10 protein-coding genes are annotated in these 17,087 nt (G+C 63.5%); 7 read left to right on the top strand and 3 right to left on the bottom strand.

What is annotated here, in order from left to right; genetic code table 11:
- Positions 1–140: 140 nt before the first annotated feature.
- Positions 141–2,090 carry an acetate--CoA ligase gene (gene acs / locus ACIQUG_RS30510; protein WP_034800154.1) on the top strand — a complete coding sequence of 650 codons (1,950 nt, stop codon included), beginning with the start codon at positions 141–143 and terminating at the stop codon, positions 2,088–2,090.
- Positions 2,091–2,249: 159 nt separating this feature from the next.
- Here the strand turns inward: acs and ACIQUG_RS30505 are convergent, their stop codons facing one another.
- The gene (locus tag ACIQUG_RS30505; RefSeq protein ID WP_402325985.1) at positions 2,250–2,450 is read right to left on the bottom strand and encodes a DUF1674 domain-containing protein; all 201 of its coding nucleotides are present in this window, start codon (positions 2,448–2,450) and stop codon (positions 2,250–2,252) included.
- 125 nt (positions 2,451–2,575) lie between these two features.
- On the opposite strand from ACIQUG_RS30505, the gene htpX reads away from it, so the two are divergent.
- From htpX to purH, 4 genes are all read left to right on the top strand, one after another.
- Entirely contained in the window at positions 2,576–3,535 is a 960-nt protein-coding gene (gene htpX, locus ACIQUG_RS30500) for a zinc metalloprotease HtpX (protein WP_402325984.1), read from the top strand.
- The gene (locus tag ACIQUG_RS30495; RefSeq protein WP_402325982.1) at positions 3,535–4,947 is read left to right on the top strand and encodes an RsmB/NOP family class I SAM-dependent RNA methyltransferase; all 1,413 of its coding nucleotides are present in this window, start codon (positions 3,535–3,537) and stop codon (positions 4,945–4,947) included. Before htpX ends, ACIQUG_RS30495 begins: the two co-directional genes overlap by 1 nt.
- Before the next feature lie 213 nt (positions 4,948–5,160).
- The gene (locus ACIQUG_RS30490) at positions 5,161–6,846 is read left to right on the top strand and encodes a heparinase II/III family protein (RefSeq protein ID WP_402325981.1); all 1,686 of its coding nucleotides are present in this window, start codon (positions 5,161–5,163) and stop codon (positions 6,844–6,846) included.
- Between the two features lie 223 nt (positions 6,847–7,069).
- Positions 7,070–8,680 (top strand): bifunctional phosphoribosylaminoimidazolecarboxamide formyltransferase/IMP cyclohydrolase, encoded by a 1,611-nt coding sequence (gene purH, locus ACIQUG_RS30485; protein WP_402325980.1) that lies wholly within the window; start codon positions 7,070–7,072, stop codon positions 8,678–8,680.
- Between the two features lie 47 nt (positions 8,681–8,727).
- On the opposite strand, the gene ACIQUG_RS30480 is transcribed toward purH, so the two are convergent.
- Positions 8,728–10,155 (bottom strand): MFS transporter, encoded by a 1,428-nt coding sequence (locus ACIQUG_RS30480; RefSeq protein WP_402325978.1) that lies wholly within the window; start codon positions 10,153–10,155, stop codon positions 8,728–8,730.
- Positions 10,156–10,282: 127 nt separating this feature from the next.
- Positions 10,283–15,076, bottom strand: coding sequence for an NAD-glutamate dehydrogenase (locus ACIQUG_RS30475; protein ID WP_402325977.1), 4,794 nt, complete (start codon positions 15,074–15,076; stop codon positions 10,283–10,285).
- A gap of 285 nt (positions 15,077–15,361) precedes the next feature.
- On the opposite strand from ACIQUG_RS30475, the gene pdxY reads away from it, so the two are divergent.
- Together pdxY and ACIQUG_RS30465 are read left to right on the top strand one after the other, a co-directional pair.
- Positions 15,362–16,243: a pyridoxal kinase PdxY gene (pdxY, locus tag ACIQUG_RS30470; protein WP_402325975.1), complete on the top strand. Its 882-nt coding sequence runs from the start codon at positions 15,362–15,364 to the stop codon at positions 16,241–16,243.
- A gap of 128 nt (positions 16,244–16,371) precedes the next feature.
- Positions 16,372–17,025: a carbonic anhydrase gene (locus ACIQUG_RS30465; RefSeq protein ID WP_043623742.1), complete on the top strand. Its 654-nt coding sequence runs from the start codon at positions 16,372–16,374 to the stop codon at positions 17,023–17,025.
- Positions 17,026–17,087 lie beyond the last annotated feature (62 nt).

Raw genomic sequence — 17,087 nt, 5'->3', positions numbered from 1 at the left:
GTTGTCGCGAAATTGCAATTCTTCAGTTCCAAATGTCCTTTTGTCTAATTGCGGCGGGCATTTGACCTGCTATGAATGTGCGCGAAACGGGGGAGCCCTAGGAGGGGCGAACCGCACTAGGAATGCGTAGGGAGGAAAATATGTCCGCCAAAATCTATCCGGTGTTGAAGTCTGCCAAGAGCCGGACGCTGCTTGATAACGCCACATACCTGAAGTGGTACGAAGAGAGCGTTTCCGATCCGGCAAAGTTCTGGGGCAAGCACGGAAAACGGATCGATTGGTTCAAGCCCTATACCAAGGTCAAGAACACATCCTTCAAGGGCAAGGTCTCGATCAAGTGGTATGAAGACGGCCTTACCAACGTCTCCTACAACTGTATCGACCGCCACCTGAAGACGCATGGGGAAAAGACCGCCATCATCTGGGAAGGCGACAATCCCTATATCGACAAGAAGATCACCTACAACCAGCTCTACGAGCAGGTCTGCCGCCTTGCCAACGTCTTGAAGAAGCATGGCGTCAAGAAGGGTGACCGCGTCACCATCTACATGCCGATGATCCCGGAAGCATCCTATGCGATGCTTGCCTGCGCCCGCATAGGCGCCATCCATTCGGTCGTCTTCGGCGGCTTTTCGCCGGATGCGCTTGCCGGCCGTATCGTCGACTGTGAGTCCACCTTCGTCATCACCTGCGACGAGGGCGTTCGCGGCGGCAAGCCGGTCCCGCTCAAGGAAAACACCGATACGGCGATCGACATCGCAGCCAAGCAGCATGTCATCGTCAACAAGGTTCTGGTCGTGCGCCGCACCGGCGGCAAGACCGCCTGGGCACCGGGCCGTGACCTCTGGTATCACCAGGAAATCGCGACCGTGAAGCCGCATTGCGAGCCGGCGAAGATGAAGGCGGAAGATCCGCTGTTCATCCTCTATACCTCGGGCTCGACCGGCAAGCCGAAGGGCGTGTTGCATACGACCGGCGGCTACCTCGTCTATGCGTCGATGACGCACGAATATGTCTTCGACTATCGCGATGGCGAGGTCTACTGGTGCACCGCCGACGTCGGCTGGGTCACCGGCCACTCCTATATCGTCTATGGTCCGCTCGCGAATGCAGCGACGACCGTGATGTTCGAAGGGGTGCCGAATTTCCCGGATGCCGGGCGTTTCTGGGAAGTGGTCGACAAGCACAAGGTCAACGTCTTCTACACCGCGCCGACGGCGATCCGTTCGCTGATGGGCGCCGGCGACGACTTCGTCAAGCGCGCCTCACGCTCGTCGCTTCGCCTGCTCGGTTCGGTCGGCGAGCCGATCAACCCGGAAGCCTGGGAGTGGTATTACAATGTCGTCGGCGAGCAGAAATCGCCGATCGTCGATACCTGGTGGCAGACCGAGACTGGTGGCATCCTGATCACGCCGCTCCCGGGTGCGACAGACCTCAAGCCGGGTTCGGCTACGCGGCCGTTCTTCGGCGTTCAGCCGCAGCTTGTCGACAATGAAGGCAACGTGCTCGAGGGCGCTGCCGACGGCAACCTCTGCATCATCGACAGCTGGCCGGGCCAGATGCGCACGATCTATGGCGATCACGCGCGTTTCGGCCAGACCTACTTTGCAACCTACAAGGGCAAGTATTTCACCGGTGACGGCTGCCGCCGCGATGAAGACGGCTACTATTGGATCACCGGCCGCGTCGACGACGTCTTGAACGTATCGGGCCACCGTCTCGGCACGGCCGAAGTGGAATCGGCGCTCGTGTCGCACCACCTCGTCTCGGAAGCGGCCGTCGTTGGCTATCCGCACCCGATCAAGGGCCAGGGCATCTATTGCTATGTCTCGCTGATGGCTGGTGAAATCGGCAACGACGAGCTGCGCGCCGCCCTGGTGAAGCATGTCCGTTCGGAAATCGGCCCGATCGCCACGCCGGACAAGATCCAGTTCGCTCCGGGCCTGCCGAAGACCCGCTCGGGCAAGATCATGCGCCGCATCCTGCGCAAGATCGCCGAGGATGATTTCGGCGCGCTCGGCGATACCTCGACGCTCGCCGATCCGGCCGTCGTCGACGATCTGATCGCGAACCGCCAGAACAAGGCCTGACCTTGAAAAGCCGCCGCGCGCCTCTCGGGCGTGCGGCGGCTCTCCTAACGTCGCAGATGGTGTAAGATCTCCGGTGTCGCCGATGCGGCACCTGTCTCGGCAAGCCGGACAATTTCGTGAGCCGGATTCAGATCGCGGTCGCAGGCGACCGACCCGAACTTAGAAGTCGATTGCGCGACCCTTGATCTCCCAATCGCCGTAGCGGGCTGGATCTTCGCCCCCGCGCCCGCCGATCTCCGGCGGCAGTTCCTTCTTGATTTCGGCCTGGCGCCGCTCTTCCGCCTCCTTCAGCGCCCGCACGGCGGCAGGCGTCAGCGGCTTCTTCGGGCGGTCGGCAACGTTGTCATTGTCGTTCTGCATCTGAACGGTATCCGGATTCGTGCATCAATATTGAAGAATTGGGTGTTTGCACCCATCATATAGGATGCCGTTCCCCGTACGGGAACCCTGATTCACGTGAAACGTCGACGACCCGGAGCCTTCTGATGAACCTTGTCCGCACCGCCATGCTGCTTGCAGTCATGACCGCCCTGTTCATGGCGGTAGGCTTCGCCATCGGCGGACGCGGTGGCATGATGATCGCCTTCGTCATGGCCGCAGGCATGAACTTCTTCTCCTATTGGAACTCCGACAAGATGGTGCTGCGCATGTACCGCGCGCAGGAGGTCGATGAGCGCAGCGCGCCGGAATATTACGGCATCGTTCGCGACCTCGCGCGCAATGCCGGGCTGCCGATGCCGCGCGTCTATGTGATCGACAGCCCGCAGCCGAACGCGTTTGCCACCGGCCGCAATCCGGAGAATGCTGCGGTCGCCGCTTCGACCGGCCTGCTTCACGCTCTCAACTATGACGAGGTCGCCGGCGTGATGGCGCATGAACTCGCCCACGTGCAGAACCGCGACACCTTGACGATGACGCTGACGGCCACCCTTGCCGGCGCGATCTCGATGCTCGGCAACTTTGCCTTCTTCTTCGGCGGCAACCGTGAAAACAACAATCCGCTCGGCTTCATCGGCACGCTGGTGGCGATGATCGTGGCGCCGATGGCGGCGATGCTGGTGCAGATGGCGATCAGCCGCACGCGCGAATACTCGGCCGACCGTCGTGGCGCCGAGATTTGCGGCAAGCCGCTCGCACTCGCTTCGGCGCTGCAGAAGATCGCAGGCGCCGCCCATCAGATCCACAACGATGATGCCGAGCGCAACCCGGCTACGGCGCATATGTTCATCATCAATCCGCTCTCCGGCGAGCGCATGGACAACCTGTTTTCGACCCACCCGAACACCGAAAACCGCATCGCCGCCCTGCAGCAGATGGCCCAGGAGATGTCTTCGGTCTCGACGCCGCCGGTTCGGGCTGATAATCCCGTGCGCAAATCGCGCTCTGTGCCCTCTACCGGTTGGGGTCGCGGTGGTTCCGAACCGCCCAAAGGTCCCTGGTCCTGATGTCCGCAGAAAACAACAACGATTCACGTCCGAAACGATCGCACCGCAACGGCGGCGCAGTAAAGTCGAAGAAGCCTGCCCCGGCGCCGCGTGGTCCGGAGAAGCCTGGCCTGAGAGCGCGTCAGGCCGCCGCGAAGATCCTGGCGGCCGTTATCGACCGCAAGACGTCGCTCGACGGCATGCTCGACAGCGAGCACGGCAACCCTGCCTATCGCGAGCTGAATGAAGCCGACCGCGCCCTGGTCCGGGCAATTCTCAATTCCGCCCTTCGCCATCTGCCGCGCGTGCAGGCTGCGATCAACTCGCTGCTGCAGACGCCCTTGCCGGAGGGTGCGCGGGCGCTCGACCACGTGCTTGCCGTGGCGGCGGCACAGATCCTCTATTTGGACGTGCCTGATCATTCCGCTGTCGATCTCGCTGTCGAACAGGCACAGAACGATCCGCGTAACCGCCGTTTCGCCAATCTCGTGAACGCCGTGCTGCGGCGTCTATCGCGTGAAAAGGATGCCGTTCTCGAAAGCACGCGCCACATTCCGGCGATGCCGGAATGGTTCTTCGAGCGCCTCATTGCCCACTATGGCGCCGCGGCGGCCGAGAAGATCGCCGAGGCACAGCTGACTCCGGCGGCGATCGATCTCTCCGTCAAATCCGAGCCTGCGGCTTGGGCAGAGCGGCTTGGTGGTACCGTCCTGCCGACCGGCTCGGTACGGCTCGGCGCATTCTCCGGCTCGATCCCTTCCTTAGCCGGATTCGATGATGGCGCATGGTGGGTCCAGGACGCGGCCGCATCGATCCCAGCGCGGCTCTTCGGGGACCTCAAGGGCAAGCGGACCGTCGATCTCTGCGCCGCACCCGGCGGCAAGACCGCCCAGCTCATCCTCGCCGGCGCCGAAGTGACGGCGCTCGACCAGTCCGGTAGCCGCTTGCGTCGGCTGAAGGGCAATCTCAAGCGGCTTGGGCTCGAGGCCGAGACCAAGGAAGTCAACATGGCGGACTTCCAGCCGGAGACGCTGTTCGATGCCGCCCTGCTCGACGCCCCCTGCTCTTCGACCGGCACGACCCGCCGTCACCCTGACGTGCTGTGGACCAAGGGACCGGAAGACATCGAAAAGCTCGCCGACCTGCAGGAGCGGCTGCTTCGTCATGCGCTGACGGTGGTCAAGCCCGGCGGCACGGTCGTCTTCTCCAATTGCTCCCTCGACCCGCGCGAAGGCGAAGAGGTCGTTTCTCGGGTCATCGGTTCTGGCGAAAGCTACGAGCGGGTGCCGATTTCCGCCGCCGACTGGCCGGGGCTCGAGGACGCGATCACGCCGGTCGGCGAAATGCGGACGACGCCTGCCATGCTGCCGCTCGACGCTCCGTTTTCGAGCGGCCTCGATGGTTTCTACGCAGCGGTGATTCGCCGCAAATAGCAGCGCGAACTCGCATTTCAGCGCTTGGAACTGGGCCTCAAGGCCCTGTTCCACCGCATCATTTGACGCTTTCGACCGGGAAGCCTATCAAAGATGGCAGGATTGATAAAAGTTTAATGGTCTTCGCGGCACCATGCGGGCGCTGGCGCGAGGTCCTGGCCGGCTCCGATGACGTGAGCGATCGTGCCAGAAATGAGGTAACCGGCGGCGTTGATGTTGTTTTCCGGCAGGCGAAGGCTTTCTTACCTGTATGTGCGTGAAGGCTGGCGCCGTGTGTCGCGTCGCCTGTCGATCGGGCGCGTCTCCACGCTGCGCTTCACCGGCTCCACCCCCAATCGTCTGATTGTTGCGCCGACGGATCTCAGGGCCGTCGATCCCTTTGTCGCGGAAGAAATTCTTGCCGGGCGTTTCCCGCTCGCCGGCCGCGTGCTCGACACGGAGGGCGAGTCGCCGTTCGAGATCGATTTGCCGTCGCGCGAATTTGCCGCCCGGCTGCATTCCTTCGGCTGGTTGCGACACCTGCGGGCGATCCGCGAGGATGCAGGCTTCGTCCGGCTGCGGCAGATCGTCGACGACTGGATCGGCACCCATGGACGCGATCTCGGCGGCGTTGCCTGGGATGCGGATATCATGGCGCAGCGCATCATCGCCTGGCTGTCCCATTCGCCCGTCGTGCTGCGCAATGCCGAGCATGGCTTCTACCGGCGCTTCCTCAAGAGCCTGGCGCTGCAGGTGCGCTATCTCAGGCATATCGCCGATACGGTGCGCGACGGTGAGCAGAGGCTTCGGGTGCGGCTTGCGCTTGCCATGGCGTCGGTTTCCATGCCGGCATCGCCCAGCGCCATCCGCAAGGCATCGCGCCACCTCGATCTCGAACTCGACCGGCAGATCCTGGCGGACGGCAGCCACTTCTCGCGCAGCCCGCGCGCCGGCCTCGAACTGCTGCTGGACCTGCTGCCGCTCCGCCAGACCTACGTCAATCTCGGCCATGACGTGCCGTCGCGCCTCATTCCCTGCATCGACCGGATGTACCCGGCCCTGCGCTTCTTCCGGCATCAGGGTGGTGAGTTGGCACTGTTCAACGGCGCCACTTCGGTCCTGGCGCATGAACTGGCGTCGGTGCTGCGTTATGACGAGACGGCCGGCGAACCCTTCCGCTCGCTGCCCCACGCCCACTACGAACGTATGGCGATGGAAAACACAGTCGTCATCATGGACACCGGGCGGCCGCTTTCGGTCGACCTGTCGCGCAGCGCCCATGCCGGTTGCCTGTCCTTCGAAATGTCCTCGGGCAAGACGCGTTTCGTCGTCAATTCCGGTGCGCCGAAGTTTGCCGGGGAGCGGTTCCGCCAGATGGCGCGGATGACGGCTGCCCATTCGACCGTGACGGTGAACGACACCTCGTCATCACGCTTCTCGCAGTCGCGCTTTCTCGGACCGATCATGACGTCGGGCGTCAGACAAGTGACGGCGGCCCGCAAGGACGAGGCGGGCGGGCTCGAGTCGGTGACGGCAAGCCATGACGGCTACCTTTCCGCCTTCGGCCTCGTTCACGAGCGTGGCATCGGTGTCCTGAACGGCGGCCGCATGATCCGCGGCCGCGACCGGCTGTCGCGCGCCGACGGCAGCGATCCGGAACCAGGGGAAACGGCGGTTGCCGTGGCGCGCTTTCACATTCACCCAGCGGTCGCCATTCGCCAGAACAGCGCGCGCGAGATCTTCCTGACGGCGCCCGACGGCGAGATCTGGCTGTTTGCCTGCCAGGACGGCGAGCTTGCGGTCGAGGAGGATATCTTCTTTGCCGATCCCTCGGGTATCCGGGCCTCGCAGCAGTTGACGGTGACCTTTGCGATCGCGCAGCAGCCGGAGATCCAGTGGACGTTTTCGCGCGCCAACTGAGCCGCCTGTCTTGAGGTCGGGCAAGGCCAAGAAAGCGCCTCAGGTTTTCCGGTCACGTTTCAGGAACGGTCGCATCGATGAATTTGGATCGATCCGATCCAAATTCATCGCGATCTTCAGGCTCGGCGAGGTTCCTTCGCCCGGCAAGCTATGCTAACGGGCAGCCATCTCAACCGCCGGAGCTTCCTCCCGGGGCGTCCGGCGCCGCCAAAGGAGCATGGTTGTGGCTGTCGCCTCCAAGAAAATCCCCGCCCCGAACGAGGTTACGGTCCGCACCGCCCTCCTCTCCGTCTCCGACAAGACGGGTGTCGTCGAGCTCGCGCGCGCTCTTAACGAGAAGGGCATCCGGCTCGTTTCGACGGGCGGCACGCACAAGGCGCTCTCCGAGGCCGGCCTGCCGGTGAGCGACGTTTCCGAGCTGACCGGTTTCCCCGAGGTCATGGACGGCCGCGTGAAGACGCTGCATCCGGGCGTTCACGGCGGCCTCCTGGCGATCCGCGACGATGCGGATCACGTTGCTGCCATGTCGACGCACGGCATCACCGCCATCGATCTTGCGATTATCAACCTCTATCCCTTCGAGGAAGTCCGGGCCAAGGGCGGCGACTATCCGACAACCGTCGAAAACATCGATATCGGCGGTCCGGCCATGATCCGCGCTTCGGCCAAGAACCATGCTTACGTGACGATCGTCACCGATCCGGCCGACTATCCGGTGCTGCTCGAAGAGCTTGCTTCCGGCAAGACGACCTATGCCTTCCGCCAGAAGATGGCCGCCAAGGCCTATGCCCGCACCGCGGCTTACGACGCCGCCATTTCCAACTGGTTTGCCGAGGCGCTCGACACGCCGATGCCGCGCCACCGGGTGATCGGCGGCGTCTTGAAGGAAGAGATGCGCTACGGGGAGAACCCGCACCAGAAGGCGGGCTTCTACCTGACCGGCGAGAACCGCCCGGGTGTCGCCACCGCGACGCTGCTGCAGGGCAAGCAGCTCTCCTACAACAACATCAACGACACGGATGCGGCCTTCGAGCTGGTGGCCGAGTTCCTGCCCGAGAAGGCACCGGCTGTCGCCATCATCAAGCACGCCAACCCTTGCGGCGTCGCGACTGGTCCGACGCTTGTTGAAGCCTATCGCCGGGCGCTTGCCTGCGATTCCACCTCGGCCTTCGGCGGCATCATCGCGCTCAATCAGGAACTCGACGCGGAAACGGCCGAAGAGATCGTCAAGCTCTTCACCGAAGTGATCATCGCGCCTGCTGTCAGCGACGCAGCCAAGGCCGTGATTGCGCGCAAGCCGAACCTGCGTCTGCTTACGACCGGCGGTCTGCCGGACCCGCGCATCCCGGGCCTTGCGGCCAAGACCGTCTCGGGCGGCCTGCTCGTGCAGACGCGCGACAACGGCATGGTCGAGGACCTCGAACTCAAGGTCGTCACCAAGCGCGCGCCGACGGCGCAGGAGCTTGAAGACATGAAGTTCGCCTTCAAGGTCGCCAAGCACGTGAAGTCGAACGCCATCGTTTACGCAAAGGACGGCCAGACCGCCGGTATCGGCGCCGGCCAGATGAGCCGCGTCGATTCCGCCCGTATTGCCGCGATCAAGGCCGAAGAAGCCGCCAAGGCGCTCGGCCTCGCAACGCCGCTCACTAAGGGCTCGGCTGTTGCCTCCGAAGCCTTCCTGCCGTTTGCCGATGGTCTGCTCTCGGCGATTGCGGCGGGTGCCACGGCTGTCATCCAGCCCGGCGGCTCGATGCGTGACGAAGAGGTGATTGCGGCTGCGAACGAGCATGGCGTCGCCATGGTCTTCACCGGCATGCGCCACTTCCGCCACTGAGTTCGTTCGGGACGAGCGCCACGCGCTCTTCCCGAATGCCCGGAAAGTCAGGAGCCGTCGCGTCCCCAGGATGCGGCGGCTTTTTTGCGTCCGTCATCGGCCGGATAGGGCGTGCGCAGAAGGATCAGTAGCCCGATGACCAGAAAGGCGATGAGCGCCATCATGCCGATCCTTGCCGAGCCGGTGGCAAGCGTGATCGTCGCAACGGATGCGGGAGCGAGGAACGAGGTGGCGCGACCGGACAGCGCATAGAGGCCGAAGTAGCGACCGGCCTCGTCGAGGCTGACGCTGCGGGCGAGGTAGGAGCGCGACGAGGCCTGAACGGGGCCGAAGGCGACGCCGACGAGCAGGCCGTAGAGAATGTAGGCCTTTTCGGCGGCGGTGCCGAACAGGCCGCCGGTATCTTCCATCGACAGCGGCAGCAGCCCGAACAGCGTGAATCCCGGGCCCGTCGAGACGATGCCGATGGTGGCAATCGTCAGGCAGATCAGGCTGGCCGTGACGATCACCTTGGAACCAAGGTGCGCATCCAGCCAGCTCGCACAGAGGCAGCCGCCGATCGCGACGACGTTGAGAATGATGCCGTAGACGCCGAGCTCCAGGGTCTGCCACGCGAACATCGCGGCTGCGAAGGTGCCGCCGAGTGCAAGCAGACCATTGACGCCATCCTGGAAGATCATGCGCGCGATCAGGAAACGCAGGATGCCACGCCTTTCGCGAAGCTCGACGAGCGTGCCCTTCAGCTCCCTGAGGCCAGTGACGGTTGCCTTGCCGAGCGACATCGCGGCCTTGGTGGCATCGGGCGTGAACAGGAACATCGGCAGGATAAAGACGAGATACCAGACGGCGGAGATCGGGCCGGTGATGCGCGCATCCTCGCCCTCAGCCGGATTGAGACCGAACAAGGGGTCGATGCCAAGGGCCGTCTTGCCGGTCTCAGGACTTCCGGCAAGCAGCGCCACCACGGCGATCAGCACGATCATGCCGCCGAGATAGCCGAGCCCCCAGGCGATGTTGGAAATGCGCCCCACGTCTTTCTCCGGCACCAGCCGGGGCATCATAGAATCGTTGAAGACGATCGAGAACTCGGCTGCGACCGTCGCAAGGATCATGAAGATCGCCGGATAGAGGATCGGCGAGCCGGGGGCCGCGAACCAGAGCATAGCCAGCGATCCGATCTTGATGACGGCGAAGAAGGCGATCCAGGGCTTGCGCGGCCCGGTGGCGTCGGCGATCGAGCCGAGTACCGGCGAAAGAACCGCGATGATGATGCCCGAAACCGTGAGCGTGTAGCCCCACATCGCCTGGCCGACCGCATGGTCCTCCGTCAGCCGCGATACGAAATAGGGACCGAAGATAAAGGTGGTGATGACGGTGAAGAAGGGCTGCGCGGCCCAGTCGAACAGCATCCAGCCGGCAATGCCCGCACGGGACGTACGTGGCTGGTCTTCAGTCCTCTCGGCCGAAATCTGCAAAGTTCCCTCCCGAAACGACTGCGCCGCGCGTCCCCTCGAACGCGCGGCGCAGCCTATCTTCAATCGAACCGATTCCAAAAGGTCTGGAACCGGATGCGGGCGAAAAAACTGCCCGCATTTTTGTCCGTTACTTCGCCCTGCCGCGTGCGAGGTCGTTGAGGAGACCCGCAGCAACGGTGATCTTGGCAAGCGTGGTTTCACCCTTCTCGGTCAGAAGGCGCAACTGGCCGGTCGCCTGGGCGACGCGAACGCGTTCGCTTTCTTCCCAGGCGGCAACCGGATTGCGCTCCTTCTTCTGCTCGCGCAGGGCCGCCGCGGTGATATCGCGCCGGGCAGCGGCGATATCGGACACGGCGCGAGACAGAGCCATGGCCTCGAACTGCTCCGTTGCCGGAACGCGATCGGAGGCCGCCAGCAGGCGGTTGATGCGGAGTGTGTCGGTCACGGCGAAGTAGCCTTGCGCCGTGCGGCTCAGGGTCTCGCCGGTTTCCGCGGCAATCTGCATGATCTCGGGCACCAGCGTCATCAGCGCCAGTTCCGAGATTTCCTCGGCGAGCTTGGCGGGGACGCCACCCTCGACGAAGGCAGCCGTCTTCAACCGGGCTTCTTCGGCGCTTTCGCCGGAAACCGCAGTGCGCATTGTCGCGCGCAGCTTCTGCAGGCCATCGCCGAGGCGGGATACGGCTTCGGAGACCGAACCGGTCGCCGCATGGGTGCGCAGCGTCCGCTCGGTGACGAGCGTGAAGATGCGGCCCACTTCCTGGTAGAGGATGTTCTGCAGGCTCCCGCCGATCTTGTTGTCGAGCGCGTCGATCTCGTCATAGATCCGCGGCAGGTCGAAGCCGTCGAGCGCCAACACCGCCGCCTTGACGACGTCGGCCGAGAGGAAGCCGGTCGCATCCGTCAGGGTCGAAACGAAGGCTGGACCACCGCGGTTGATGACCTCGTTGGCGAGGATCGTCGCGATGATTTCCCGGCGCAGGCGGTGGCCGTGGATGTCGCCGGCATAGGCCTTGCGCATCTTGCCCGGGAAGTAGCGCTCGAGCGTTGCCGTGAAGTACGGATCGTCGGGCAGCTCGCTTGCAATCAGCTCATCAAAGAGAACGAGCTTGGAATAGGAGAGCAGTACCCCGATTTCCGGGCGGGTCAAAGGCTTGCCCGCCTGGTAACGCTCTGTCATCGCCTGGTCGGTCGGCAGCGTCTCGACCTTGCGGTTGAGATGGCCATCGGCCTCGAGGCGAGTCATGAGCCGTCCAAGCGTCGTGCGGTTGCCGAGCCCCTGCATGGCGGTCAGCGAGATCGCCAGCGACTGCTCGTAGTTGTTGCGCAGCACCAGGTGGCCCACTTCCTCGGTCATCGAGGCGAGCAGCGTGTTGCGCTTCGGACGGGTCAGGCGACCGTCGCGCATGGCGGAGGCAAGCGCGATCTTGATGTTGACCTCGACGTCGGACGAGTTGACGCCCGCCGAGTTGTCGATGGCATCCGAGTTGCAGCGACCGCCGTTGAGGCCGAAGCCGATGCGACCCTTCTGGGTAACGCCGAGGTTGGCGCCCTCGCCGATAACACGGGCGCGGACCTCTTCGGCCGCCACGCGAATGGCGTCGTTGGCGCGGTCGCCGACTTCGGCGTCCGTTTCGTTGCTGCCGCGCACATAGGTGCCGATGCCGCCGAACCAGAGCAAGTCGACCTGGCTCTTCAGGATCGCGTTCATGATCTCGAAGGGCGTTGCCTTCTGCTTGTCGAGGCCGATGGCGGCCATCGCCTCAGGCGTCAGCGTCACCGACTTTTCGGCACGCGAGATGATCATCGCGCCGTCCGAAAGCGTCTTGCGGTCATAGTCCTGCCAGCTCGAACGCGGCAGGTCGAACATGCGCTTGCGCTCGGCAAAGGAGGCATCGATATCCGGCGACGGATCGATGAAGATGTCGCGGTGATCGAAGGCGGCGATCAGGCGGATCTTTTCGGAGAGCAGCATGCCGTTGCCGAAGACGTCGCCCGACATGTCGCCGACGCCGGCAACGGTGAAGGGCGTCGTCTGGATATCGATGTCCATCTCGCGGAAGTGCCGCTTGACGGTTTCCCAGGCGCCGCGGGCGGTGATGCCCATCTTCTTGTGGTCGTAACCGGCCGAACCGCCCGATGCGAAGGCGTCGTCGAGCCAGAAGCCTGCTTCCTGCGCCAGGCCGTTGGCCGTGTCGGAGAAGGTCGCAGTGCCCTTGTCGGCGGCAACGACGAAGTAGGGATCGTCGCCGTCATGGCGCTGCGTGTCGGCCGGTGGCACGACGTCCTGGCCGACGATGTTGTCGGTGACCGACAGAAGCGTGCGGATGAAGGTCTTGTAGGCTTCGGTACCGGCCTTGAAGACCTCGTCGCGGGTGCCGCCCACCGGAAGCAGCTTCGGATAGAAGCCGCCCTTGGCGCCAACGGGCACGATAACGGCGTTCTTCACCTGCTGCGCCTTGACGAGGCCGAGCACTTCCGTGCGGTAGTCCTGGGCGCGGTCCGACCAGCGAAGGCCGCCGCGGGCGACCTTGCCGAAGCGCAGGTGCACGCCCTCGACCTCGGTGCCGTAGACGAAGATTTCGCGGAACGGATGCGGTTCCGGCAGGCCGTCGAGCTGCTTCGGGTCCAGCTTGAAGGCGAGGACCGCGCGCGGCTTGCCGTCGGCGTCATGCTGGAAGTAGTTGGTCCGGAGCGTAGCCTCGATCGCGTTGACGTAGCGGCGCAGAATCCGATCCTCGTCGAGGCTCGGAACGGCCGAGAGCGCGTCTTCGATCGCCGACAGCAGCGCGTTGCACTTCTTGGCGCGCGGCTTTTCCTCGAGCTTCGGATCCATGCGGGTCACGAACAGCTTGAAGATGTCGGCGGCGATCGCCGGATACTTGTTCAGCGTGTCGGCGATATAGCCCTGCGAGTAGGTGATGCCCGCCTGGCGCAGATAGCGGGCATAGGCGCGCAACACCGTTACCTCACGGGCATTGAGGCCCGCAAGCAGGACCAGCCGGTTGAAATTGTCGTCCTCGGTCGTGCCGTTCCAGGCGGCGAGGAACGCTTCTTCGAGCGCCGGTCCGGACTTTTCAAGGTTCAGCGCGTGGCCGTCGCGGTGGATGAGCTCCATGTCGTGGAGTACGACCTTGCGCTTCTCTTCGCCGTGGGCGTTGACGCCGATGTCGTAGGTCTGTTCGCTGATCACCCGGAAGCCGAGGTTTTCAAGCAAGGGCACGCGGCGCGACAGCGACACGGGTTCGCTGGCGTGGAAGATCTTGAGCTCGGCGGTATCGGGCCGCGAAACGGTACGGGGATAGTGATAGAACTCGATCCGGATCGGATCCGGGCCCTTGCACGCCGCGATGTCGGCGAGATCCGCATAGGCTTCGGCCGGCGTGAAGAACGACTGGTAGGCATTGTCGACATCGAGTTCGATGCCGTCCTTGCGGGCAAGCAGGTCGAACCGGTCGATCCAGCGAGTGACGATGCCGCGAACGGCCTCTTCGAGCTTGGCCTGCGGAATGCGTGGAGTCTTGCCGGCGGAGCGGCCGATGATGAAGTGGACGCGGGCGAGACCGCCTTCCGGGAAGGCCGGATAATAGGCGGAGACGCGGCCGTCATAGACCGTCTTCAGATAGTCGCCGATCTTTTCGCGAACATCCGAATCGTACTGCTCGCGCGGCACGAAGACGATGACCGAGACGAAGCGGTCGAAATGGTCGATACGCGGCAGCACGCGGATGCGCGGCCGATCGCCGAGTTCGTTGATCTGTTCGCAGAAGGCGGCCAGCAGGCCGACATCGATCTGGAACAGGTCGTCGCGCGGATAGGATTCCAGCGTGTTGGCCAGCATCTTGCCGGAATGGCTTTGCGGATCGTAGCCGAAGTGATCGACGATCTTTTCGATCTTGTGGCGCAGAAGCGGAATTTCAGCCGCCTGGCGGGTGTAGGCCGAGGAGGTGAACAGGCCGACGATGCGCAACTCGCCAGCGACGTTGCCGTCGGCGTCGAAGCGCTTGACGCCGATATAGTCCATGTAGGCGCGGCGATGCACGACCGACTTGACGTTGGCCTTGGTGACGATCAGGAAATCGGGGCCATCGAGGAAGGCGAGAATTTCAGGTGTGGTCAACACCGCGTCCTTGCCCTGGCGCAGAACGCGCACATCCGGGTTGGAGAGGATGCCGAGGCCCCTGCCCTTGCCGCGTTCGACGGCTGCCTTCTCGCCCTTGCCCGAATAGGTGTATTCGCGCATGCCGAGGAAGGTGAAGTTGTTGTCTCGCAGCCAGCGAAGGAAGGCGAGCGCCTCGTCGCGGTCGCTCTTCTTGCGCGTCGCGTTGTAGGTTTCGAGTTCCGACATGGCCTGATCGAGCAAGGTCGTCATCGCCGGCCAGTCGTGCACGGTCTGGTGGACCTGCTCCAGCACGTCGCGGATGCGGTTGCTGAGCTGTTCCGCCTCGACAGGCGCAAGCTTGGTCAGGTGGATCTGGATATGGCTGACGCGGTGCGACGGATCGCTTTCCTCTTCCGGATCGAAGAGCTTTGCCGGCTTGCCCGGTTCCTTGACCAGGATGGGATGGATCGCGAGGTGAATGTCACGGTGGGTGCTGGTGATTTCCCCCATGACCGAGTCATAGAGGAACGGCATGTTGCGTTCGGTTACGGCGATGACCGATACCTCGGTACCACCCGGCGCGATGCCGGCGACGGCTTCGACCGAAACCTGCGGCTTGCCGCCATCCCAGCGGGCGAGTTCGCGAGCCGCATGGGCTGCGGTCAGCGCCAGCATGTCCGCCGAATAGAGATCGAGGTCATCGTTGCTGGCCCCACCGAAGAGGATCTCCGGCGCCAGCGCCTCGACGCCCAGTTTGATGGCGGCCGCCTTCGCTGCGTCGATGTGTCTGTCCCGCTTCGGATTGTATTTCACGCCCATGAAGTCTCTCCCATTCATGATAGGCCAAACCCTATCAGAACCATGGCTAATGGCGACCGCTTTTTACGCTGATTTCGGCAAAATCGAGCCCAAATTCGGAGAATTTCACGTGAAAACAGCTTAAATCCATTTAAATCGAAGGTAATTTCGCGAAAATTGCTCGAAAATCGAAGAAAAAGCACGAAAACGCCAGAGGCTTCTCCGGAGCCTATCTGCCATCGGCTGTTGACAGGGCGGTGACAGTCGGGTGAACAGAGTTTCGAGATCGTAGGATTGGACTGGTCGATGCCCGAAATGCCTTCCCTGCCCGGCGCCGTCATCGTCATCTCGAGCCATGTCGTGCGCGGCAAGGTGGGCAACAGGGCCGTGGTCTTCGCGCTGGAGACCCTGGGGCATCCGGTCTGGGCGCTGCCGACCGTCATCCTCCCCTGGCATCCGGGCCATGGCCGCTCGACGCGGATCGCCATTTCCGATCAGGATTTCGGGGCGGTGGTCGATGACCTCATTGCAGCCCCCTGGGCCGGAGAGGTGCGCGCCGTGCTTTCGGGCTACCTCGGCTCGGCGGGACAGGCGGAAGCCGTGGCGCGGCTGGTGACGGCGCTGAAGGAGCGCAATCCCAAGCTGATCTATGCCTGCGACCCCGTGGTCGGCGATGCCGGTGGTCTCTATGTGCCGGAAGCCACGGCGGTTGCCATTCGCGACCGCCTGCTGCCGCTTGCAAATCTTGCGACCCCGAACCGCTACGAGCTTGCCTGGCTCGCTGGCGCGACGCTGGAGACGAACACGGCGATCATCGACGCCGCGCTCGGCCTCGGTCCGGCCCGCGTGCTGGTGACGTCCGCCGTGCCGATGATGAGCGGCGGGACCGGCAATCTCTTTCTTTCGGGCAACCACGCGCTGCTTGCCGAACATCGACTGGTCGAAAACCCGCCGAACGGCACGGGCGACCTGTTGGCGGCGGTGTTTCTCGCCCGGATCCTTGAAGGACTTTCAGAGGAACGCGCCTTGCAGATGGCGACGGCGAGCGTATTTGAGATCATCGCGCGGAGCGTCAAGCGCGGCGCAGATGAATTGACCATCGAGCAGGACGCGTCGAGCCTTTCGACGCCGATGGCGATGGTGCAGATGCGCCGGCTGGTTCATCCGAATCAGATGCGGCGGAAGTGAAGAAGCTGTTCACGGACCGCCACCCTATGGCATCGTGGATTGAATTTTAGATCGCGATCATTTTCATGACGGAGGTGCGGGTGGGCGAAAGCCGGCCATGCCGCCTTGAAGCACGAGCGGAGCAATCGATGGACAAGCAGCAGCAGCGTTTTCCGGACTATCTTCTGAACGGCTACCACAATTTCATGAACGGTCGCTTCAGCGAACAGCAGAAACGCTACAAGGCGCTGGCGGAAACCGGGCAAAAGCCGAAGACAATGGTCATTGCCTGTTGCGACTCGCGCGCTGCGCCGGAAACGATCTTCGACAGCGGCCCCGGCGAACTCTTTGTCGTGCGCAACGTCGCCAATCTCATGCCGCCCTACGAGCCCGATGGGCACTACCACTCGACTTCGGCGGCGCTGGAGTTCGCCGTGCAGTCGCTGCGCGTCAGCGACATCGTCGTCATGGGCCACGGCCGCTGCGGTGGTATCAAGGCGGCACTCGATCCGGATGCGGAGCCGCTGTCGCCGGGCGATTTCATCGGACGCTGGATGCATCTTCTGAAACCCTCGGCCGAGCAGATCCAGAGCAACGACGTGATGACCCAGGCGGAGCGCCAGCGCGCGCTCGAGCGGGTATCGATCCGCAACTCGCTTGCCAATCTGCGCACGTTCCCCTGCGTCCAGATCCTCGAAGCCAAGGGCAAGCTCCACCTGCATGGCGCCTGGTTCGACATTTCGACCGGCGAACTCTGGGTGATGGACCCGGTTACCGGCGACTTCTCCCGCCCGGGAATGTAATCGCTCAGCAAAAAGGCCCGGCTCTTTCGAACTGGGCCTTTTGTCTGGTTGGAACGGCTAAA

It is taken from the genome of Ensifer sp. NPDC090286 (assembly GCF_044769565.1).
Classification (GTDB): Bacteria; Pseudomonadota; Alphaproteobacteria; order Rhizobiales; family Rhizobiaceae; genus Ensifer.
Note: the sequence above shows the minus strand (reverse complement) of the source record. Positions and strands in the feature narration are given on the sequence as shown.